Annotated in this window: 21 protein-coding genes; 15 read left to right on the top strand and 6 right to left on the bottom strand. The window is 68.0% G+C overall.

From position 1 onward, the window contains the following. Window positions 1–39 precede the first annotated feature (39 nt). Window positions 40–702: a phage tail tape measure protein gene (locus tag V5F26_RS18120; RefSeq protein ID WP_234051815.1), complete on the top strand. Its 663-nt coding sequence runs from the start codon at window positions 40–42 to the stop codon at window positions 700–702. Between the two features lie 109 nt (window positions 703–811). Here V5F26_RS18120 and V5F26_RS18115 read toward each other — a convergent pair whose 3' ends face one another. Together V5F26_RS18115 and V5F26_RS18110 are read right to left on the bottom strand one after the other, a co-directional pair. Next, complete coding sequence (locus V5F26_RS18115) at window positions 812–1228, bottom strand: porin (protein ID WP_394947168.1); 417 nt, start codon at window positions 1226–1228, stop codon at window positions 812–814. A 335-nt stretch (window positions 1229–1563) separates the two neighbouring features. Continuing rightward, entirely contained in the window at window positions 1564–2613 is a 1050-nt protein-coding gene (locus tag V5F26_RS18110) for a hypothetical protein (RefSeq protein ID WP_509210525.1), read from the bottom strand. Between the two features lie 108 nt (window positions 2614–2721). Between V5F26_RS18110 and V5F26_RS18105 the strand changes: the two genes are divergently transcribed. The 10 genes from V5F26_RS18105 to V5F26_RS18060 all read left to right on the top strand — a co-directional run bounded on the left by V5F26_RS18105 (window position 2722) and on the right by V5F26_RS18060 (window position 15214). Next, the gene (locus V5F26_RS18105; protein WP_234051818.1) at window positions 2722–3363 is read left to right on the top strand and encodes a DUF2460 domain-containing protein; all 642 of its coding nucleotides are present in this window, start codon (window positions 2722–2724) and stop codon (window positions 3361–3363) included. 26 nt (window positions 3364–3389) lie between these two features. Further along, window positions 3390–4274 carry a phage/gene transfer agent baseplate hub protein gene (locus tag V5F26_RS18100; RefSeq protein ID WP_394947170.1) on the top strand — a complete coding sequence of 295 codons (885 nt, stop codon included), beginning with the start codon at window positions 3390–3392 and terminating at the stop codon, window positions 4272–4274. Beyond that, window positions 4271–4723, top strand: coding sequence for an NlpC/P60 family protein (locus V5F26_RS18095; protein ID WP_394947171.1), 453 nt, complete (start codon window positions 4271–4273; stop codon window positions 4721–4723). Before V5F26_RS18100 ends, V5F26_RS18095 begins: the two co-directional genes overlap by 4 nt. A gap of 47 nt (window positions 4724–4770) precedes the next feature. Next, window positions 4771–8682, top strand: coding sequence for a baseplate multidomain protein megatron (locus V5F26_RS18090; protein WP_394947172.1), 3912 nt, complete (start codon window positions 4771–4773; stop codon window positions 8680–8682). An 87-nt stretch (window positions 8683–8769) separates the two neighbouring features. Further along, window positions 8770–10725, top strand: coding sequence for a DUF2793 domain-containing protein (locus V5F26_RS18085; protein ID WP_394947173.1), 1956 nt, complete (start codon window positions 8770–8772; stop codon window positions 10723–10725). A 10-nt stretch (window positions 10726–10735) separates the two neighbouring features. Continuing rightward, window positions 10736–11026: a hypothetical protein gene (locus V5F26_RS18080; RefSeq protein WP_234051823.1), complete on the top strand. Its 291-nt coding sequence runs from the start codon at window positions 10736–10738 to the stop codon at window positions 11024–11026. Window positions 11027–11289: 263 nt separating this feature from the next. Beyond that, a complete protein-coding gene (locus tag V5F26_RS18075) occupies window positions 11290–12444 on the top strand; it encodes a peptidoglycan-binding protein (protein ID WP_394947174.1) in 1155 nt (384 codons plus the stop codon). 69 nt (window positions 12445–12513) lie between these two features. After that, on the top strand, window positions 12514–13185 hold the full coding sequence (locus V5F26_RS18070; protein WP_234051923.1) for a response regulator transcription factor: 672 nt from the start codon (window positions 12514–12516) through the stop codon (window positions 13183–13185). Between the two features lie 35 nt (window positions 13186–13220). Beyond that, window positions 13221–14636, top strand: a complete 1416-nt coding sequence (locus V5F26_RS18065) for an ATP-binding protein (protein ID WP_394947175.1) — start codon at window positions 13221–13223, stop codon at window positions 14634–14636. Between the two features lie 143 nt (window positions 14637–14779). Continuing rightward, the gene (locus V5F26_RS18060; protein ID WP_394947176.1) at window positions 14780–15214 is read left to right on the top strand and encodes an RT0821/Lpp0805 family surface protein; all 435 of its coding nucleotides are present in this window, start codon (window positions 14780–14782) and stop codon (window positions 15212–15214) included. Between the two features lie 13 nt (window positions 15215–15227). On the opposite strand, the gene V5F26_RS18055 is transcribed toward V5F26_RS18060, so the two are convergent. Both V5F26_RS18055 and V5F26_RS18050 read right to left on the bottom strand, forming a co-directional pair. After that, window positions 15228–16067, bottom strand: a complete 840-nt coding sequence (locus V5F26_RS18055; protein WP_394947177.1) for a universal stress protein — start codon at window positions 16065–16067, stop codon at window positions 15228–15230. A 166-nt stretch (window positions 16068–16233) separates the two neighbouring features. After that, entirely contained in the window at window positions 16234–16740 is a 507-nt protein-coding gene (locus V5F26_RS18050) for a flavin reductase family protein (RefSeq protein WP_394055607.1), read from the bottom strand. A gap of 125 nt (window positions 16741–16865) precedes the next feature. On the opposite strand from V5F26_RS18050, the gene queE reads away from it, so the two are divergent. Next, entirely contained in the window at window positions 16866–17498 is a 633-nt protein-coding gene (gene queE / locus V5F26_RS18045) for a 7-carboxy-7-deazaguanine synthase (RefSeq protein ID WP_394055605.1), read from the top strand. 17 nt (window positions 17499–17515) lie between these two features. Beyond that, window positions 17516–17872, top strand: coding sequence for a 6-carboxytetrahydropterin synthase QueD (gene queD, locus V5F26_RS18040; RefSeq protein WP_394055845.1), 357 nt, complete (start codon window positions 17516–17518; stop codon window positions 17870–17872). A 64-nt stretch (window positions 17873–17936) separates the two neighbouring features. Here the strand turns inward: queD and V5F26_RS18035 are convergent, their stop codons facing one another. Continuing rightward, a complete protein-coding gene (locus tag V5F26_RS18035) occupies window positions 17937–18545 on the bottom strand; it encodes an LOG family protein (RefSeq protein ID WP_394055604.1) in 609 nt (202 codons plus the stop codon). 114 nt (window positions 18546–18659) lie between these two features. On the opposite strand from V5F26_RS18035, the gene V5F26_RS18030 reads away from it, so the two are divergent. After that, window positions 18660–19019, top strand: coding sequence for an ArsR/SmtB family transcription factor (locus V5F26_RS18030; protein WP_394055602.1), 360 nt, complete (start codon window positions 18660–18662; stop codon window positions 19017–19019). Between the two features lie 84 nt (window positions 19020–19103). Further along, complete coding sequence (locus tag V5F26_RS18025; RefSeq protein ID WP_394055844.1) at window positions 19104–21005, top strand: ABCB family ABC transporter ATP-binding protein/permease; 1902 nt, start codon at window positions 19104–19106, stop codon at window positions 21003–21005. Between the two features lie 102 nt (window positions 21006–21107). Here the strand turns inward: V5F26_RS18025 and V5F26_RS18020 are convergent, their stop codons facing one another. Further along, window positions 21108–21497, bottom strand: a complete 390-nt coding sequence (locus V5F26_RS18020) for a COG4315 family predicted lipoprotein (protein ID WP_234051832.1) — start codon at window positions 21495–21497, stop codon at window positions 21108–21110. Window positions 21498–21738 lie beyond the last annotated feature (241 nt).

Raw genomic sequence — 21738 nt, 5'->3', positions numbered from 1 at the left:
TGCGTGCTCCGGGGGCTACCACCGTGAAAGGACATGAGGATGAGCGAGACCGTCGATATCGCCGTATCCGTCGATACGCGGGAGGCCAAGGCCGCCTTGGGGGAGATGGAGGTTTCAGCCAAGGGGCTGGCCAGCGCCCTCGGCTCCGCCTTCACCGGCCTGGTGGTGAAGGGCAAGGACCTGAGCACGGTCATCGAGCAGCTCGGGGTGCGGCTCTCCAACATGGCGCTGACCGCCGCGCTGAAACCCCTGGAGAGCGGGCTTACCGCGTTGCTGTCCGGCGCCACGAGCGGGCTGGGCTTCGCCAAGGGTGGCGTGTTTGAGGGGGGAGCGGTGCTGCCCTTTGCCAAAGGCGGCGTGTTCTCGGGCGGCGTGTTCTCGGGTGGGGTGGGGCAGGGGGCGGCGCCGCTTTCCGAGGCGCGCGTTCGCCCCTTCGCCCGTGGCGGCGTGGTGGCGGCGCCCACCTATTTTCCGCTCAGCGGGGCGTCGTTCGGCCTGATGGGTGAGAAGGGCGCGGAAGCCATCATGCCCCTGACCCGTGGCGCCGATGGCAGCCTGGGTGTGCGACAGGTGGAGGGAGGCGCGCGGGCGCAGGTGACGGTGAATGTGGCGACGCCGGATCTCTCGGCCTTTCGCCGCTCCGACGCCTATCTTTCCGGCCTGGTGGCGCGGGCCGTAGGGCGCGCGCAGCGGGGAGCCTGACGGTGCCCTGAGCGCGGTTTCGAGTTATGGGGGCGCGGCTCGCATCAAGAAAGCGCGTTCGCTCAATAAGATCCGGCGTTTCCCTTGTTCCAGGACAGGGGGAAGGGCCCTAGCGCGCCTGCTTCCAGGGATCGGATGTCGACCCTTGGGAGCTGTTGGACGAGCTGCTGCCGAGCTCAGTGGCGCTGTTGCCGAAGCTTCCCGTGTTGGACACGCTGCGCCCGCTGCCCGCATCCATCCGCACCGCGCCCTGCATGCGCACGCAGGTATCCGAGCCGGGCATCTTCATGAAGCCCTCGCCCAGCGCTGCGCAATCCGTGCTCTTGGTGGGAGCCTTCTGCGCGGAGGCCCCGCCGGATGTGGCAATGAGGGTGGCCGTGATCGCAACCGCATACGCGGTCGTGAACAGGCATGGCCGGCCTGCGGCGAAGGTTCCAGTGCGCCAAGCCGCTGTGCGCCAAGCCGCTGTGCGCTTCCCCAGTTGGCCGGCGGCGATGGAAGACGCGGGTGAGGCGGATGACAACATGGTGGACCACAGCCTTCAAAGTGCGCCGCGGGGGCACGGCCCTTGCGGAGCCGGTGGCGCCCCGTCGCTCCCGCCCCATCGCTTGAAGCTTGGATTAGCGACAGGCCCTTCAATCGGCCCCGGCGGGCGCGCATTGGGAATGCCTCTATCCTGCCGAGCGACTATGGCACAGGCCTGCGCCCTCACCAATGCTGCCTTTGCGGGAGGGGAGGGGCTGAAAGCTGCGCCCTCCACCGCACGAATGCAAAGCTGTCACGAGCGACTTCTCGCCTCGGGGAATAATCCCGAGGCGTCATTACGTGTTCTGCTTCCGCCGGCCTTGCGCGGCCGGTGTGTCACGCCTTGGCGGCGGCCTTCGCCTTGGTTTTGGGCGCGGCCTTCTTCGCGGGGGACGGCTCAGCCTTCGCTTCGACAGGCTTTTTCACCGACGCGGCCTTCTTCGTCGCCTCGCCTTTGGGCTCCGCCGGCTTGGTCGCCACAGGCTTGGCGGCTTCCGACTTTGCGGATGCCGACTTCGCAGGGGATGTCTCGGCAGGTGCCGACTTGGCCGCGGCAGGCTTTGCGCCAGTTGCCTTGGAGGCTGGGGACTTGGCCGCTGAAGACTTGGCTGCTGACGACTTGGCAGCCGGTGCCTTCGCGGCAGCGGGCTTGGTCGTCGCGGCCTTGGTCGCAGCCGGCTTCGAGGCCGCCGACTTGGCCCCCCCAGCCTTCGCAGGCTCGGCTTTGGCGAGCTCACTTTTCGCCTTGGGGGCGACCTTGGCCTTTGTCAGGGCGGTGGCGGGCTCCGCAGGAGCTTCCTTCGCCAGAGCTGCCTTGGAGGCCGGGGCCTTGGTGGCGGCAGTCTTCGCCGCGGCGGCCTTGGCGGTCATCCCGTTCTTAGCGCCCTTGGTCGCGCTGGGCTTGGCTGCGGTTGCCTTCGCAGCAGTCGCCTTGGCGGGGGCGGCCTTGGCAGCAGCAGCCTTGGCAGGCTCCGCGGTCTTGGCGAGGGTCTTGGTGGTTGCCGCTTTCGGGGCGGCTTCCTTGCTGGTGGGGGCCTTGGCGGCCTTCACGGCTGCCGGCTTGATTGCGGCGGGGGCGCCGGCTTCCACCGGGCCGGCTTCCGCGACCTTGACCTTGGAGGCCGCAGCCTTCGTCGCGGTCGGCTTGGCAATCGTTTTGGCGACGGGCTTCGTCGCGGGCTTCTCGATCGCGGGCTTCTCGATCGCGGCTTTCTCGATCGCGGCTTTCTCGGTCGCGGTTTTCTTAACGGCGGCCGTGGCGGCGGTCTTCACTGAGGCGGTCTTCACTGAGGTCTTGGCTGCCGGGGCTGCCTTGACCGGATCCGCCTTCGTCGCGGCCGGTTCTTCAGCAGCAGCCGCAGGCTTCTTCGCGGGCTTCGTAGCCATGCATCTGCTCCATCCTCATCGAGGCGATGAAAGTCAAGGCGCGGGATAAAACTATGTCAAGGCTGTTTCTATTGGTTGGGGTGAAGAATTGGGGATGGGAGGGATCAAATGGCCGCCTTCCATGACGTTCTGTTTCCCATGGATGTGGCGCTTGGGGCCTCCGGCGGTCCCGAGCGGGTCACGCAGGTGATCACCACGGCCACCGGGCGCGAGGAACGCAACACACGGCTCGCTGATTCGCGCCGCCGCTGGGATGCCGGCTATGGGGTGAAAACCCTTGCCGCCCTGGCCGAGGTGGTGGCGTTTTTCGAGGAGCGGCGGGGGCGCCTCTATGGCTTCCGCTGGCGCGACCGGCTGGACCACAGCTCGGCCCCGCCGGGCGCGGCGCCGAGCCCCCTCGACCAGCCGCTGGCGGTTGGCGATGGCGCCACCGCCAGCTTCGCCCTCACGAAGACCTATGGCGCTCTGCATGCGCCCTATGCGCGCCCCATTTCCAAGCCGGTCGCCGGCACGGTGCGCGTGGCGGTGGACGGGGTCGAACAGGCGTCCGGCGCGGCCTTTTCGCTGGATGCCGGCAGCGGGCGCATCCTTTTCCTCGACGGCCATGTTCCGTCGGCCGGAGCGGTGGTGACGGCGGGCTTCCTGTTCGATGTGCCGGTGCGCTTCGACACCGATTTCCTGGAGGTGAACCTTTCCGCCTTCGCGGCCGGCGAAATCCCGCGCATTCCGGTCATCGAGATCCGGATCTGAATTTTCCCAAGACGTTGGAGGATGCCATGCGCACCCTGGACCCGGCGCTCGCCACCCATCTGGCGGGCGGCGCCACCACTTTGTGCCACGGCTGGCGGCTCACGCGGCGCGACGGCACCGTGCTCGGCTTCACCGATCATGATCGCGATCTTCTGTTCGACGGCCTGGTGCTGAAGGCCGCCTCCGGCATCGCCTCCTCGGAAAGCGCCGCCGCGGAGGGGCTGGCGGTGACTGGCAGCGAGCTCTCCGGCGCCCTCACGGCTGATGCGCTGAGCGAAGATGATCTCGCGGCGGGGCTCTATGACGGCGCGGATATCGAGCTCTATTTGCTCAACTGGTCGGATCCGGCCATGCGCCTTCTCCTGCGCCGGGGCACCATCGGCGAGGTGAAGCGGGAGGATGGCCGCTTCACGGCGGAAATCCGCGCCTTGACCGACGCGCTGAACCAGAAGCGCGGGCGCGTGTTCGGCACCCGCTGCGACGCGGATTTCGGAGATGCGCGGTGCGGGCTGGACCTTGTCGCCCACACGGGCGTCGGCACCGTGAGCGCGGTGGAAGGGGCGCTGCGCCTGACCGTGGCCGGTGTTTCCGCCTTCGCTGCGGAGACGCTGGCGCGCGGGCGGCTGGAGTTCACGGACGGCGCCAATTCCGGCTTCGCCACCGAGATCAAGGGCCACACGCGGAATGGCGCTTTCGCCGTGCTGCGCCTGTGGCAGCGCCCGCCGTTCGCGGTGGCGGCGGGGGACCGCGTGCGTGTGAGCGCGGGTTGCGACAAGCAGTTCGCCACCTGCCGTGACCGCTTCGCCAATGCCCTGAACTTCCGCGGCTTTCCCCATATGCCGGGCAACGATTTCGTCATCTCCGTCGCGCTGTCCGGGGAAGGGGGATATGATGGGAGCCTGCTGGAATGAGCCGCCATCTCACCCGTGACGTGCTGGTGGCGGAAGCGCGCGACTGGGTCGGCACTCCCTACCGCCATCGCGCCTCGCTGAAGGGGCGGGGGGCCGATTGCCTGGGCCTCGTGCGCGGCGTGTGGCGTGCGTGCGTGGGCCCGGAGCCGGAGCCGCTTCCGCCCTATGCGCCCGACTGGGCGGAAGCCAGCCGGCGCGAAACCCTGGCGGACACGGCGCGGCGCCATCTGGTGCCGCTCGATGTGTCGCAGGCCGCGCCCGGCGATGTGGTCCTGTTCCGCTTCCGCGCTCATCTGCCGGCCAAGCACGCGGCCATTTTGAGTGGCGGCGGCCAGATGATCCACGCCTATGACGGCGCAAACGTGTGCGAGACCGCGCTGACCCCGTGGTGGCGCCGGCGCCTGGCCTTTGCGTTCCGCTTTCCCGGCCTTGCCGATCCCGAGGCGTGACCGGGCGACGGCTGCTCTCCTTTTCTCCATCATTGCGAGGATCTGTCATGGCGACCCTGCTTCTCGGCGCGGCCGGAGGGCTGGTGGGCGGCGCGCTGTTCGGCCCCCTGGGTGCGGTGGCCGGGCGGGCACTGGGCGCGCTCGGCGGCGCGGTGCTCGACCAGACCCTCCTGGGCGGCAATCGCACCGCGTCGAGCGAGGGCACGCGCCTCAGCGACCTGGAGGTGATGGCCTCGACGCCCGGGGCGTCCATCCCCCGGCTCTATGGCCGCGCGCGCCTGTCCGGGCAGGTTATCTGGGCCACCAGCCTCACCGAGATCAAGAGCACCAGCAGCCAGTCCGTGGGCGGCAAGGGCGGCAGCCTCTCGGCCAAGTCCAGCGCCGTCACCTACACCTATTACGCCAATTTCGCGGTTGCCTTGTGCGAGGGGCCCATCTCCCGCATCGGCCGCATCTGGGCCGATGGCAAGCTCCTGGAGCTGGCCGGCCTGTCCATCCGCCGGCACCTGGGTGGAGAGACGCAGGCGGCCGATACGTGGATTTCGGCGAAGCAGGGCGGCGCCGGAACCCCCGCCTATCGCGGCATCGCCTATCTGGTGTTCGAAAATCTCGAGCTGACCGATTTCGGCAATCGCCTGCCGCAGATCACCGTGGAGGTGGAACGGGCGGTGGGCGACCTGGAACAGCAGGTGCGGGCGGTCACCCTCATCCCCGGCGCCACCGAGTTCGGCTACGACACCATGGCCACCATCCAGGTCTATGGCAGCGGCAGCTATGGTCCGGAGGCCCGCCATGTCTCCACCGCCGCCAGCGATTTCAACGCGGCCGTCGAGCAGCTTCTGGCGGCCTGCCCGAACCTGGAGCGGGTGTCGCTGGTGGTGGCGTGGTTCGGTGACGATCTCAGGGCGGGCCACTGCCGCGTGCGTCCCAAATGCGAGCGCGCCTTGAAGTCCACCTTTCCCGGTGAGTGGTCGGTGGGCGGCTTCACGCGCCTGCTGCTGCCAGCCGTGTCCCGCTATGATGGCCGCGCGGCCTATGGCGGCACGCCCTCTGACCTCACCGTTATCCGCGCCATCCGCCGGCTCAATGCGGCGGGGGTGAAAGTGACGCTCAACCCGTTCGTGATGATGGATATTCCGTCCACCAACACGCTGCCGGACCCCTGGAGCGGCGTGAGCAGCCAGCCGCCCCATCCCTGGCGGGGCCGCATCGTGTGCGATCCCGCGCCGGGGCGCGCCGGATCGGTGGAGGGCACCAGCGCGTGCGCGGACCAGGTGGAGGCCCTGTTCGGCGCCGCGCGGGCGACGGATTTCCTGCGCCTGGGCGACCTCGTGCTCTATCTGGGCGCGGCGGAGTGGAGCCTGCGCCGCATGGTGCTGCATTATGCCCACCTGGCGGTCGCGGCTGGCGGTGTGGAGGCGATCCTCGTTGGCTCCGAGATGGAGGCCCTGACGCGGCTGCGTGGCGGCGACGGCGGCTTCCCCGCCGCCGCGGCCCTCGCGGCCCTCGCCGAGGATGTGAAGGCGGTGGTGGGGGAGGGCACGCAGGTGTCCTACGGCGCCAACTGGACCGAGTATGGCGCCCAGGCCTTTGATGATGGGGATGTGCGGTTTCCGCTGGATGCGGTGTGGGCCTCGCCGGCGGTCGATTTCGTGGGCATCGACTATTACCCGCCCATCACCGACTGGCGCGATGGCTCCGCCCATCTGGACGCGGGGCTGGCGCGCGCCATCACCGACCCCGTCTATCTCAAGGGTCGGCTGCGGGCGGGTGAGGCTTTCGACTGGTTCTATGCGAGCGATGCGGACCGCGACGCCCAAAGGCGCACCCCCATCACCGACGGCGCCTATGGCGAGCCCTGGGTCTATCGCCAGAAGGATTTGTGGTCGTGGTGGGCCAATGTCCATCACGAGCGCATCGCGGGCGTGCGGGCCGGGAGCCCGACGGCTTATGTGCCCGCGGGCAAGCCCATTCGCCTGATGGAGGCCGGCTGCGCCGCGGTGGATAAGGGGCCGAACCGGCCCAGCGCCTTTCCCGATGCCAAGTCGTCGGAAAATGCGCTGCCGCCCTATTCCACCGGCAATCGCGACGACATGGTGCAGCGGCGGACGCTGGAAGCGATCCTCGCCACCTTCGATCCGGCCGCCGGGGCGGGCCTCGCCGACAACCCGGCCGCGCCGCTCTATGGCGGGCGGATGGTGGAGGCGGGCTGCGTGTTCCTGTGGACCTGGGACGCGCGGCCCTATCCCCAATTCCCCCTGCTCTCGAACGTGTGGGGCGACGGCGACAACTGGAACACCGGCCACTGGCTCACCGGCCGCCTGGGCTCGGCGCCCCTCGACGGGCTGGTGCGGGCCCTGTGCGCGGATTTCGGCGTCGAGGTGGATACGGCGCGCCTGTCGGGCGTGGTGGAAGGCTATGTGGTGGCCGACCCCATGTCCGCCCGCACGGCGCTGGAGCCGCTCGCGCGCGCCTTCTCCTTCGAGGCGGCGGAGCAGGGTGGCGGCATCGTCTTCCACCAGCGCGGCGATGGCACGGTATCGGACCTCGGCGTGAACGACCTGGTGCAGCCCGATGATGAAGGCGCCCTCATCTCCCTGACCCGCGCGCAGGAAAGCGAGCTGCCGCTGGAGGTCACCGTCGGGTTCATCGATCCGCTGCACGATTTCCGCAAGGCCACCGTCTCTTCCCGACGCCTGGCGGGCCGCAGCCGCCATGTGACGGAGGCGGACCTTGCTCTCGTGGCGGCGCCCAATGTGATGGTGCGGGCCGCCGACATGTGGCTCCAGGACCTTTGGGCCTCCCGCGAGACGGTGAGCTTCAGCCTGCCGCCGTCCCATGTGGGCCTGATGCCGGGAGACGTGGTCCGGCTCACCCTCGACGGGCGCGAGCGGCTGCTGGAAATCACCCGGGTCGAGGAGGCGGAGGCGCGGGCGATCACCGCCCGTTCCATCGAGCCCGAGGTGTTCGACACTGCGCTCGACACCCTGCCGGCGGGCAGTGTCGCGGTGCCCACCGTTTCAGGACCGCCGGCGGTGGTGGTGCTGGACCTGCCAACGACGGTGGCCGCCGATCCGCTGCCGCTGCAATATCTTGCCGCTGCCGCCTCGCCCTGGCCGGGCACGCTCGCGGTTTGGCGCTCCGGTGATGGCGAGAGTTTCGAGACGCTGGGTGCGGTCAGCGCCTCGTCCGCCCTTGGCTCCTTACTTGCGGCCCTGCCGCCGGGGCCGGCCTGGCGGTTCGACCGCTTCAACACCCTGCTGGTGCAGCTGGACAGCTCGCAATTGGTTTCGGCCAGCGAAAGTCAGGTGCTGGCAGGTGCCAATGTGCTGGCGCTATTCGCGGATGGGCGGACGCCGGAGCTCGTCCAGTTCACCGAGGCCGAACTGGTGGATACTAACGCCTACCGCCTCTCCGGCCTGTTGCGCGGTCGCGCGGGCACCGAGGCGGCGGGGGCCGAAACCTGGCCCGAGGGCACGCGGGCGCTGTTGCTGGACGGGACGGTGGTGACCGTGGCCGGCGGCCTCTCGGCCGTGGGGCGCAGCTCCATCTACCGGGTCGGCCCCGCCAGCGGCGACTATGGCGGGGACGACGTGACCGAGGTGAGCGCCACCGTCACCGGCAGTGCCTTGCTGCCCCTCTCTCCGGTGCATCTGAAGGCCTGGCGCACTCCGGCGGGCATCGTCATCAACTTCACGCGCCGCACCCGTGTGGACGGTGACGGCTGGGACGTGGTGGAGGTGCCTCTGGGCGAGGCCAGTGAAGCCTATCGGGTGGAGATCCTCGCAGGCACCACCGTGGTGCGCACCCTTGCGGCCGCCAGCACCGAGGTCACCTACTCCAACGCTGCTGAGCTGGCGGATTTCGGCGCCGCGCAGAGCAGTCTCACGGTGCGGGTGCGCCAGCTCTCCGCCACCGTCGGGGCGGGCGCCGCAGCCGTGCGCACGCTGGTCCTCTGACCGGATGGAGGGACGCCCTGTCGCGGTGTTCCTCCTCATTTTCACGGGCCGCGCGCCCCGATCGAATCCTCAACCCGGAGCACGTCCATGGCGACCGAACAGTCCGCCAACCTTGCTTTGCCGTATCTGGCGGCGGCGCAGGCGCAGAAGCATGTGACCCACAACGAGGCCGTACGGCGTCTCGACGCCTATGTTCAGCTCGCCTTGGAAAGCGTGAGCGCGACCGAGCCACCGGGCACTCCAACCGAAGGCGCCCGCTGGTTCGTGCCACAGGGGGCGAGCGGCGCCTTCGCCGGACAGGCCGGCAAGCTGGCCGCCTATGAGGCCGGAGCCTTCGATTTCCTCACCGTGCCCCGGGACACCCTGGCCTATGTCCGCGATGCGGAAAGCTTCGCGCGGTTCGACGGCACCACTTGGGTGCCGCTGCTCTCCGGGGGCGCGGCGAGCGGGGGCGCCGGCCAGCTCGTGCTGGAAAGCATCAGCACCCTCGCTCCGCCTGCCAGCCCCGATGATGGAGCGAACTGGTTCGTGCCCACCGGTGCCGGTGGTGCGTTTACCGGCCACGAGGGGACCATTGCGACCCATGAGGGGGGTGTGTTCTCCTTCGCGGCGCTGACGGCGGGAGCTCTCGCCTTCATCCGCGACGAGTGGCGGCTTGCGCTCTATGACGGCGGGGACTGGGTCTCGCCCCTGGCCGTTCGGCCCACGCGCTCGGCCATCGAGGCGCAGGTGCTGGAAGAGGATCTGGTGCTGTCCGGCACCAGCATGGACACCACCATCCGCATTCCGGCGCGGGGCATTGTGCTCGGCGTGTCCACGCTCGTCCTGTCGGCACTGACCGGCCCGACGTCGTATGATTGTGGGATTGCGGGCGAAAGCTCGAAGTTCGGTGGAACGCTCGGCATCGCGCAGGGCTCGTCCAATTCCGGTGTCATCGGGCCCACCGCATTTTATGCGCCGACCGCGGTGCGGCTGACCGCCAAGGACGGCGCCTTCACCGGTGGGCGCGTGCGGGTTTCCATCCATGTGCTGACCTGTCCGGCGTCGGCTTTTCCGGCACTGGAAGCCCGCTGGTGGGCGAAGGAGGGCTATCTGCTCGATGAGGCGGAGCCCGCGCTGGCCGCGGATTTCTCGCGAGAGCGATACGCCCTTGGTGGCGGCCAGGCGTCGTCCCCGAGCATCCTGCAAAGGGCCGGTGGAACGAAAATGGTGACGACCGCCTCGGGGGCCTTGATGGCGGCCCCGGCGGACACGGTGGCCTTTGACTATTCCTCCGGCCGGCGGCGTCTGCTGCTGGAGGGGGCGGCCACCAATCTCTTCCTCAATTCCGCAGCCGCCACGACGCAGTCCATCGCGGTGACGGCGCAGAGCTATACCGTTTCCTTCTGGGGCGCGGGCTCACTGGCTCTTTCCGGAGCCCACAGCGCCACGGTGACCGGTGGCGGCGCCACCATGCGCACCAGCTACGCTTTCACTCCTGCCGCCGGAACGCTGACCTTAACGCCGTCCGGCACCGTCACCAAAGTCCAGCTTGAGATCGGGGCCGTGGCGTCGAGCTACATCGCCACGACCGCGGCGGCGGCCACGCGCACCACGGATGTCAGCGCGTGGTCAGGCGAGGCGGCCGCTCTCCCGACCACGGCCGGGCCGTGCACCATCGCGCTGCGAGGAACCCTTTTCTTCGCGGCCGGGAGCAAGGGCGTGATCTACACCACCGGCGGGCACCTGCTGTACGCGCACGCGGATGGCACCCTCCGCCTTTACGGCGCCTCCATTCACCTTTCGCTCGGCCCCATCACGCTCGGCGGCGCCTCGGATGTGGGTGCCTGCGTGGGGTGGAACGGCGCCGGCCGTATCGGGTCCATGAACGGGGCCGATGCGGGGACCGACGCGACGGCTCCAACCTACGGCATGGACAGTATTTTCTTTGGCCGCTCCGGAGGCATGGATAGCGGCACTCGGTTCGAGATCGACGAACTGCTGATCTGGCCCGTCAAGGGCAGCGCATCGGCGATCCAGTCCCAAGCACGCGTGTGGGCCTGAGGAGGGCGCGATGGTCACCATCTATCTGAGATTTTCTGATCGAGCCGAAGCGCTCGCGACACTTGCCGCCGTGCTTGGGCATGTCGGTTCCGCGGGTCAGGAAGACGGGCGGGAAATGACCACGTCCGGTTGGTTCGCGGGCACGCGCTATGATCTGTGTTTCCTGTCAGACCATGGCGTGCCGACCAGTACCAGCGGGGAACACGTGAATTTTCTGTGGTGGGGCACGCAGGCGAGCGCGCCCGATTTCGGTGCCTCTCTCATTGCGCCGCAGACGCCGCGCTGCTGTTTCGCCCTCTGAAGGCCGGCGTGGGCCGGTTTCCCTCAGTGAAACCAGTACAGCGCAAACCAGAGCATAAAGGCAAAGGTGAGGAGAGGCAGGCGAAGGTTTTCCATGGCAGTTCCCCCAAGGGCAGGACTATAAGCCTGATATTCCCTTGCGGCAATTGTGGCGGCCTCCGCGTCAGCGGGACACGACGCCTCTCGCCTCCTTCATCCCACCGCGCATTTGCGGGCCGCCCTCTCGGCGGCCTTTTTTGTTCATTCGCAGGGAAAGGACAGGCGATGTCCGCGAACTATTCTTTTGTGGTGCTGGAGGCCGAATATGCCCAGCGCTGGGCCGACATGCGGCTGGCGCCGGAGCGTCTGCCCGCGATCGATTCCACGGCGCGCAAGATCATCGCCGGCAAGGCGCGCTATCAGGCTGTCGAGGCGCTCACGGGCGTGCCGTGGGCCTTTATTGGGGTGCTTCATGCTCGCGAGTCCGGCTGCGACTTTCGCGGCGTGCTCCATAACGGCGAGAAGATCCTCGGGACGGGCCGCACGACGCGGCTGGTGCCCGCTGGCCGGGGACCTTTCGAGACCTGGGAGGAAGCGGCGGAAGATGCGCTGTCGCTGAAGGGCTACAAGCCGGGATTCCCGTGGAGCCTGCCGCGCTGCCTGTTCGAGGGCGAGCGCTTCAACGGCTTCGGCTACCGCATGCGCGGCGTGCCCAGCGCCTATCTCTGGAGCGGGTCGGACCGGTATGCGCGCGGAAAATATGTCGCCGATGGCGTGTGGAGCGGTAATGCCGTCGACAAGCAGATCGGCATTGCGCCCCTGATGGCACGCCTCATGGAGCTGGATTCCGAGGTGGGCTTCGGCGCGCGCGAGGCTTCGCGTCCCGTCCGGCCGCCGCAGCCGGCGGGGAAAGCGGCGTCAGACGGGCTCGACCCCGGCGAGGTGCGGGCCTTGCAACAGCGCCTGCGGGACCTGGGGTATGCGGAAACGGGGCGCGCCGATGGCCTTTGGGGGCCGCGCACCACGGCTGGTGTCGCGGCGTTCCAGGCGACCACCGCTCTGCCGGTGACTGGCCGGCTCGACACGGCGACGGCCGCGGCTCTCGCGACGGCAGGGCCGCGCCCGGTGAGCGGCGCCCGCGCGCGCGTCACCGGCGGCAGCCTCGCGGCGGAAGGGGATGCGGTCGCACTCGCCGCCGGCTGGAGCAAGCGCGGGGCCCTGCTGTTGGCGGCGCCCGCGACGTTGCTCGGCGTGCTGGAGCAGGTGCCCGAGGCGGTCGGCAAGCTCAGCGCGCTGCGCGACGCCTTGAGTGGGCTGCCCAGCTGGATGTGGCCGACGGCAGTGGCGGTGTTGGCCGCCGGTCTCTATGTGCTGGCGCATCGGACCGAGGCCGCGGAAGTTGACGCTGTGCGCTCTGGGCGCGATGCGGGCCCCGGTTGATGGGGACAGGTCCTGCCCTGGCCGAGGTAAGAATGTTATTATTCTAAAGAACGGCTGGGGGAGGTGGCGTTGCGTCTGCTGGTGGTGGAGGATGATCCCGATCTCAACCGCCAGCTCTCGGCGGCGCTGGGCGAGGCCGGCTATGCGGTCGACCGCGCCTTCGACGGGGAGGAGGGGCATTTCCTCGGCGACACCGAGCCTTATGACGCCATCGTGCTGGATATCGGCCTGCCCAAGCTCGACGGCATCTCCGTTCTCGAGCGCTGGCGCCGCGCGGGCAAGACCGTCCCGGTGCTGATCCTGACCGCCCGCGATCGCTGGAGCGACAAGGTGCAGGGTTTCGACGCCGGGGCCGATGACTATGTGCCGAAGCCCTTCCACATGGAGGAGGTGCTGGCGCGGCTGCGGGCCCTGCTGCGCCGTGCCGCCGGCCATGCCTCCAGCGAGCTGACCTGCGGCCCGCTGCGGTTGGACACGCGCTCGGGCCGGGTGTCCGTGCGGGGCTTGCCGGTGAAGCTCACCTCTCACGAATATCGCCTGCTGTCCTATCTGATGCACCATGCCGGGAGGGTCGTGTCCCGCGCCGAGCTGGTGGAGCACCTTTACGAGCAGGATTCGGACCGGGATTCCAATACCATCGAGGTGTTCGTCGGGCGTCTGCGGCGGAAGCTCGATTGTGAGCTTATCCAAACGGTGCGTGGCCTTGGCTACCTTCTCGGGCCGCCGGAAGACGCGCAATGAGCCGCGGCGCGCCTGTGCCGGGGAGGGCGTGAAGCATGGGCCCCACGCCTCCATCGGGCTCGCTTGCCCTGCGCCTCGTGCTGTCTGCCCTCGCCATCATGCTGGCGGTGTTGCTGGTGGTGGGGCTGGTGCTCTCCACCCTGTATGCCCGGGCGGCGGAACGCGCCTTCGACCGGCGGCTTGGCGTCTATCTGAAGATGATCGTTGCTGAGGTGGCCAATGCCAGCGGCGCCGACGTGCCGGAGCCGCAAGCCCTTTCTGACCCCCTGTTCATCTTCCCCAATTCCGGCTGGTACTGGCAGATCGCCCATAAGGCGGAGGGCGGCTCGGCCGTGAAGACCTCGCGCTCGCTGCGGGATGCGCGCCTGCCTCGCGCGGCCCCTGCCAGCGGGGCGGACGGCACCGGCGCCGTCCGTCAGGGCTATGGCCCGGGGCCGCGCGGCGAAACCTTGCGGGTGGTGGAGCGGGAGCTCGATTTCGGGGCGGACGGCAGCTATGTGGTTTCAGTGGCGGCGGTTTCCACAGAGCTCGATAGCGATGTCGCCGGCTTCAACATGGTGCTGGTCGGAACGCTGATTGTGCTCGGTCTTGCCTTCCTGCTGGTGGTTCTGTTCCAGGTGCGGTTCGGGTTGAAGCCCCTGTCACGTATCTCCCAGGCCCTGTCCGATGTGCGTTCAGGCGAGGCGGAACGCCTGGTGGGGGCCTATCCGGTGGAGATCGTGCCGCTGGTGCGCGAGGTGAATGCGCTCATCGACGCCAATCGGGAAGTGGTGCAGCGCGCCAGGACCCATGTCGGCAATCTCGCCCATGCGTTGAAAACCCCGCTTTCAGTGCTGCTGAACGAGGCCGGCACGCGGGGCGATCCCCTTGCGGCACGGGTGCGGGACCAGGTGAGCGTCATGCGCGACCAGGTCGCCCATCATCTGGAGCGGGCGCGGATGGCGGCGCGCCCGTCCATCGTCGTCGGGGCATGCGACGTCGCCTACACCGTCACCGCCCTCGCCCGCACCATGGAGAAGATCCACCGCGCGAAGGGGCTCGCCATCGATGTGCGCATTCTCGACGGCGTGCGTTTTCGCGGCGAGCAGCAGGACCTTGAGGAGATGGTGGGCAATCTTGTGGACAATGCCTGCAAGTGGGCCCGTTCTCGGGTCGACCTGGAGGTGCGCCTGGATGCCCCCCGCCCGGCTGGCGGCGCTCCGTTTTTTCGCGTGGTGATCGACGATGACGGCCCGGGCCTGGACCCCGCCCGTCGTGCCGAGGTGGGCCAGCGCGGGCGCCGGTTGGACGAATCGATGCCCGGTTCAGGGCTTGGCCTGTCCATCGTCCACGAGCTCGCCCTGCTTTATGGCGGAAGCCTTGAGCTTGGCTCGGCGCCCGGCGGCGGGTTGAGAACCGAGCTGGTGCTGCCAGCGGTGATGGCTCCCTCTCAGCCTGGAGCTGCGTGTTGATGCGGTTTATCGCACCTGCGCGGACGGGCGGCACCGCGCGCGCTTTTCCTCCCGGCAAAGTCCAACTAAGACTGTGCGGCAGCCTGTTCCGGCTGCGATCCGTTTCCGCGCCGCAAGGCCTTGGCGTTGAAAGATCCCGTGCGATGCTCGTTCGTCAGTTGCCCGCCGCTCTCAGTGCACTTGCTCTTGGTATGCTCCTGTCGGGCTGCGCCAGCGATGCCAATTCCAGCTTGAAGGGCACCGGCAACATCGCGCTGCCGGCCGCGCCGGTCATGCGCGGCGCGGTTTCCGGCGGCCTCATCAGTGGCGCCATTGGCAATGGCCTCGACGATACCGATCGCCAGAAGGCCTATGACGCGGAAATCTCCGCCCTCGAGACCGGCGGCCCCGGCTACCCCACGGGCTGGAAGAGCGATAGCGGCGCCCACGGCACCGTCATTGCCGGCCCGCCGTATCACCGCGCCGGTTTCCAGACCTGCCGGGATTATTCCCACACCATCTATATCGACAACCGCCCGCAGATCGCGCGCGGCGCCGCCTGCCGCAATACCGATGGCAAGTGGCAGGCGGTAAGCTGAGCGCGCCCGCTACTCAGTAGGACATGAACAGGGGCACGGCGCAGTCCTGAAGCAGGGACTCGGTGACGCCGCCGAGCACCCATTCGCGCACCATGGAGTGGTTGAACGCGCCCATCACCAGGAGATCGGCGTCGAACAGGCTCGCCTGCTCGCGCAGCGTACCGGCGATGCCGTCGGGCTGAACCACCAGGTCCTTGACGCTCACGTTCACGCCGTGGCGCGCGAGGTGCGGGCCGAGCTCCGCCCCCGGAACGCTCTGGCCGAGCTCCTTCTCGGTGCCGATGGCGACCACCTCGACGGCGGCCGCGGATTGCAGGATCGGCATCGCGTCGGCCACCGCGCGCGCCGCGCGGGCGCTCGCATCCCAGGCGACGACCACACGCTGGTGCTTGAACTCCTCCCAAGCCGCCGGCACGACGATGACCGGTCGCCCGCTCTCGAACAGCAGCGCATCGATGAGGCCGCGCTCCGCATTCACGGTCGCGGTTTCGGCATCGAGCACGCACAGGTCGTGCACGCGGGCCTGGGTGACAAAGGTTTCCGCCAGCTCGTCATAGGGAAGCTGGGGCGTTTCCACCGAGCAGGAAACCCCCTGGGCCGCTGCGTCGCCGCGCGCGCGTTCAGCGAGATTGGCAGCCAACTGTCGCAGGCGGCGGTTATGGTCACTCACATACCCGGCGGCCATGCTGCTCACGAAGGCGGTGCCCAGCACCACCTTCAGCGATGCGGCCTGGATGGTGGCATGGGCGCCCGCCTGCCGGGCCAGCGAGAGACCGTAGCCCAGCGCCGCGGACGGCTTGTCGACGCCTTCCTCAGTGAGGCCGATGAGGATGCTTCTTAGGTTCTGGAGCATGGCCATTCCTCGAAAAATGCACGGGCCCGCCTGCGAGATCCGCGTGGAGAGGGCGCCGATACCGGGCGTCAGCGATCTTCCGCCGCGCCAACGTTGCGTCAGGTCAACGCTTGTTTAGACCCTTCCGCGTGGCGCTTGAAGCCGGCATTCCCATCTTCCAATGGGCTCACTTCTCCGGGGAGCCGAGGGTGCGATAGCGCCCGCGATAATAGAGCAGGGGCGCCTCTTCCCCCTCGGCATGCATGTGCACGACCCGGCCGACGAAGATCACATGGTCGCCGCCGTCGTAATGGGCGTAGGGCAGGCACTCGAACACGGCGTGGGCGGGCACCAGGCGCGGGGCGCCGCTGGGGCCGTGCTCCCAGTCCGTCGCGGCGAACTTGTCCTCGCCGGCGGTGGCGAAGCGGTTGGAAACATCCTCCTGGTTTTCCAGCAGGATATTGACCGAATAGGCGCTCACCTTTTCCAGCCGCGGCAGTGAGCGGAGCGAGCGGGCCATGCAGAACAGGATCAGCGGCGGATCAAGGGAGACGGCGGAGAAGGAATTCACCGTCACGCCCATCAGTCCCTCGTCGTCACCGGCCATCACCACCGCAATGCCGGTGGCGAAACGGCCGAGGGCGTTGCGCAGCTCGCGCGGGTCGAGGCGGGCGTCGAGGTCGAGAGCGGTCATTCTGGGTTGCTCGCTGTGGCGTGAAACATCCGGTCCAGTCCCTTTATCCCAGCGCCGGGCGCCCCGCCAATGGATGAGGCCCGCGCCGCTTCCCCCCGGGGCGGGATGGGTCTAAAGCGATGGCCATGGCTTACGCTGTCAAGGAAATGTTCAAGACCCTCCAGGGGGAGGGGGCGCAGAGCGGCCGCGCCGCCGTGTTCTGCCGCTTTGCCGGATGCAACCTGTGGTCGGGTCGCGAGACTGACCGCGAGGCGGCCATCTGCCAATTCTGCGATACCGACTTCGTGGGCGTGAACGGGGAGGGCGGCGGCCGCTTCGTCTCAGCGACCGATTTGGCGTCCACCCTCGCGGCTGTCTGGGGGCCGGAGAGGGCCGGCCGCTTCGTGGTGTTCACCGGCGGCGAGCCTTTGTTGCAGCTGGACCGCGCGCTGATCGTGGCAGCGCACGCCGAGGGCTTCGAGATCGCGGTCGAGACCAATGGCACCGTTGAAGCCCCGACGGGCATCGACTGGATCTGCGTGAGCCCGAAGGCCGGCGCGCCGCTGGTGCAGCGCCAGGGGCAGGAGCTGAAGCTCGTGTTCCCGCAGCCGGGCCTTGATCCCGAAGCGGTGGCCGGGCTCGATTTCGCCAATTTCTTCCTGCAACCGATGGATGGACCGGACCGGTTGCGCCATACCGAGGAGGCGGTGGCCTATTGCCTCGCCCATCCGCGCTGGCGCCTGTCCCTCCAGACCCACAAGATGATCGGTATTCCATGAGCGGAGCGGCGCGCGCCATGCGCATTACCCAGGGCTTCCATTTCGAGGCGGCCCATTTCCTGCCCCACGTGCCCGAAACTCACCGCTGCCGGCGGATGCACGGCCACTCCTATAAGGTGGAGCTGACCCTGGAGGGCGAGGTTGATCCGGTTACTGGCTTCGTAGCCGACTTCTTCGACGTGGAGGCCGCTTTCGCGCCCCTGCTGGCGCGGCTCGATCACTATTGCCTGAACGAGGTGGAGGGGCTCGAAAACCCCACCGCGGAGAATATCAGCGTCTGGATCTGGACGCGCGTGAAGCCCGCATTGCCGCAGCTGGCGAGCGTCCGCGTTTTCGAGACGCCGCTGTCTTACGCCGAATATGCGGGCGCCTGACCTGGGGCTTCACTTGGGGCTCCACCTGGGGGCTTCACCTGGACGAGATGTGAGGCGCAGGGCCTCACATCTGCTTGGCCAGGTCCGCGTCGAGGCCGTGGAACTCCGCTTCGGGCACCGCTGCCGCGGCCGCCTGGAGCGCGGGCAGAATATCCTCGATGCGTTCGGCGGTGAGAATGCGTAGCGGCTGCTGGGCCCACAGAAACCCCATCTCCTGCATGTGACTCAGCAGGTCGAGGAACGGATTCCAGAAGCCCTCAAGATTGGCCAGCAGGATCGGCTTGCGGTGCCGGCCGAGCTGGGCCCAGGTGATCTGCTCGACCAGCTCCTCCAGCGTGCCGACGCCGCCTGGCAGAGCCACGAACGCGTCGGCGCGCTCGAACATGAGCCGTTTGCGCTCATGCATGCCACCGACCTCGATCATTTCCGCCTCGTGGCGGAAGGCGCGCTCCGCCTTCTTGAGGAAGGTCGGGATGATGCCCGTGACGGCGCCGCCGGCCAGCGCGGCCGCGCCCGCCACATCACCCATCAGCCCCACGCCGCCGCCGCCATAGACGAGTCGGATGCCGTTCTCGGCAAGGATTCTTCCAAACTGTTGCGCCCCCTCCGAGAAGACCGGGGAGCGGCCGCGGGACGATCCGCAATAGACACAGACACTTTCAATTTTAGCCATGGCCCCACTTTAGCACTGTTTTGCGCGGCGTACCCCAGCTTCGCGGCAGGCCGCGACGCCGGCGTGACAGCGGGTCTTGAAAGGGTCATTATCATCGTTTATCGACGATGAACGATGAATCCTCCTCCCCTTGTCGCCGCCTGCGCGGATCCCGATCCCGAGGCCCTCGATGGGCTGGCCGAGGGCTTGCGGGCGCTGGCCCATCCAGCGCGCCTCACGGTGCTTCTGCGGCTGGCGCGGGAGAACCGCTGCGTGTGTGGGGAGATCGTGCGCGGGCTGCCGCTGGCCCAGTCCACCGTATCGCAGCATCTGAAGGTTCTGGCGGAAGCGGGCCTTATCCGCAGCCGCGCGGAAGGTGCGCGCATCAGCTATTGCCTCGACCGTGAGGCCATCATGGCGCTTCGCGCCGAGTTGCAAGCCGTGTTCGATCTCCTGCTCCGTGAGGGAGCGGACGAGCCCACGGCGGAAAGTTAGGTTTTCATGTCTGACGGTTCCAAGGCTGGCGGGGCGGGCGTCGCCGCGCCCGCCCCGCGCGCTTCCGGCGCGGCGGGCGAGCGCATGTTCGGCACCCTATCGCGCCTGTGGCCTTATCTGTGGCCACGGGATCGGGCCGACCTGCGCACCAGGGTCATCATCACCATGGTGCTGCTGTTCGGCTCGAAGGGCGCCACCATGGTGGTGCCCTTCGTGTTCAAATGGGCGACCGACGCTTTGACGTCGGAGGTGAATGGCGAGCCCACCCCCTCCGGCTGGGCCTATGTGCTTGCGGCGCCCGTCGCCTTGACCCTGGCCTACGGACTGGCGCGCATCGTCATGGCGGCCATCACCCAGCTGCGCGACGGCATCTTCGCCAAGGTGGCGCTGAATGCGGTTCGAAAGCTGGCCATCGAGACCTTCCAGCATATGCATGATCTGTCGCTGCGCTTCCATCTGGAGCGCAAGACGGGCGGCTTGACGCGTGTTCTGGAACGGGCCCGCAATGGCATCGAAACCATCGTGCGCATGGCGGTGCTCCAGCTTGCGCCCACCATCGTCGAGCTGGTGATGGTGCTGGGCGTGCTGCTGTTCGCGTTCGACTGGCGTTACGTCGTGGTGGTGGCGCTCACCATCGCCGCTTATGGCATCTTCACCTATCGCGCCAGCGAATGGCGTCTGGCCATTCGCAAGGAAATGAATGACAGCGACACCGAGGCCAACACCAAGGCCGTGGATAGCCTGCTGAACTACGAAACGGTCAAGTATTTTGGTGCCGAGCGGTGGGAAAATGCCCGCTACGATCGCTCCATGGCGCGCTATGAGAAGGCGACGATCCACACTTACACGTCTCTGGCGTGGCTTAATGCCGGGCAGGCTGTCATTTACTCGGTCGGCCTTGCCGTCATCATGGTGATGTGCGTGTTCGACATCCGTGCCGGACGGCAGACGGTGGGCTCCTTCGTCATGATCAATGTCATGATGCTACAGCTTTACGTGCCGCTGAATTTCCTCGGCTTCATCTATCGCGAGATCAAGCAGGCCCTGCTCGATATCGAGGCGATGTTCGCCGTTCTGGCGCGCGATCCGGAGATCAAGGACAAGGCGGGCGCGGCCGATCTGGTGGTGCGCGGCGGCACTGTGCGGTTTGAGGACGTGCGCTTTTCCTATGAAGGCAATCGCGAGATCCTCAAGGGCGTCTCGTTCGAGGTGCCGGCGGGCCGCACGCTCGCCATCGTGGGTTCCTCGGGCGCGGGCAAAAGCACGCTGTCGCGCCTGCTGTTCCGCTTTTACGACATTTCCTCCGGCCGCATCCTCATCGATGGGCAGGATATCCGCGACGTGACCCAATCGTCGTTGCGGGCGGCCATCGGCATGGTCCCGCAGGATACGGTGCTGTTCAACGACACCATCGCCTACAACATCCGCTATGGCCGCCAGGATGCGTCCGAGGACGAGGTGGAGGAGGCGGCGCGGCTGGCCCGCATCGACGGCTTCATCCGCTCCACTCCCAAGGGCTACAAGACCGAGGTGGGTGAGCGCGGCCTGAAGCTCTCCGGCGGCGAGAAGCAGCGTGTGGCCATCGCCCGCACCTTGCTGAAGGCGCCGCCTATCCTCGTGCTGGACGAGGCGACCTCCGCCCTCGACAGCCACACTGAGCGCGATATCCAGGAAGCCCTCGACAAGGTGTCGGAAGGGCGCACCACGCTCGTCATCGCCCACCGCCTGTCCACCATCGTTGGGGCGGACGAGATCCTGGTGATGGCCGACGGGCAGGTGGCCGAGCGCGGTAGCCATGCGGCTTTGTTGGCGCGCGGCGGGCTCTATGCCGATCTCTGGCATCGCCAACAGCAGGCGGAGGAGGCGGCGGCTTCCACCGCCGCCGCGGGCGCCGAAGGCGAAGGGCAGCAAGCCAGTCTCGATCCCGCCCAGCTCGAGGATGCCGCAGACGACTACCAGGACAACGCTTCCCGGGCCGTGGGCTGAGCGCACGGGACAACCGGCGCCGATTCCGATGCATTGGCCCCTGTGCACGACACAGGGGCGTTTCCGGCCCAACCGGCGCCGCAGGTCGCCCGCACCGACGGATTAAGGCCGGGCGACGCTCCACGCGCCGTCGAGCAATCCGTCTCCCATAGCCTCGCCGGGCTTCTGGTCCTTGGCGAAATGATACAGGGGCTTACCCTTATAGGCCCATTGCATGGTGCCGTCGTCGCGGGTGACGAGGGTCCAGGCGCCCATGGCCTTGGCATCCATGCCGGCCTTCAGCGGCGGCCAATTCTTGGCGCAGGCCGCGGCGCAGGCGGATTTGCCCGGCGCATCCTTGGCGAAGACGTAAAGGGTCATGCCCGAGGCATCCACCAGGGCATTGCCCTTCGGGGTTTCCATGATCATTGCAGGTTCGGCCGCCAGGGCGGGGCCAATGGCGAGAAGACCCAGGCACACGGCGGTAGCAGGGGCAAGAAGCGATCGGCCCATGGTCGACCTCCTGACACAATCGCGGCGGCCGCTCTCGGGAAATCCTTGCGCACCAAGCCGTCGCTTAGAGAGGGCGCATCCGGCCGGTGAACGCTCGCGGGCGCGCCGCGTTCCGTCGAAACCGGCCATCACGGCCGTGTGAGCGACATTACCGAACCGTAATGCCATCGCCAGGGAACCGTAAGGCTCGGACATCTACTTTCACCCTCGAACCTGCCGATGACGCAGGACACCCGACGCT

This window comes from Xanthobacter variabilis, from assembly GCF_043831965.2.
Classification (GTDB): domain Bacteria; phylum Pseudomonadota; class Alphaproteobacteria; order Rhizobiales; family Xanthobacteraceae; genus Xanthobacter.
This window is presented reverse-complemented; position numbering and strand designations above follow the sequence as displayed.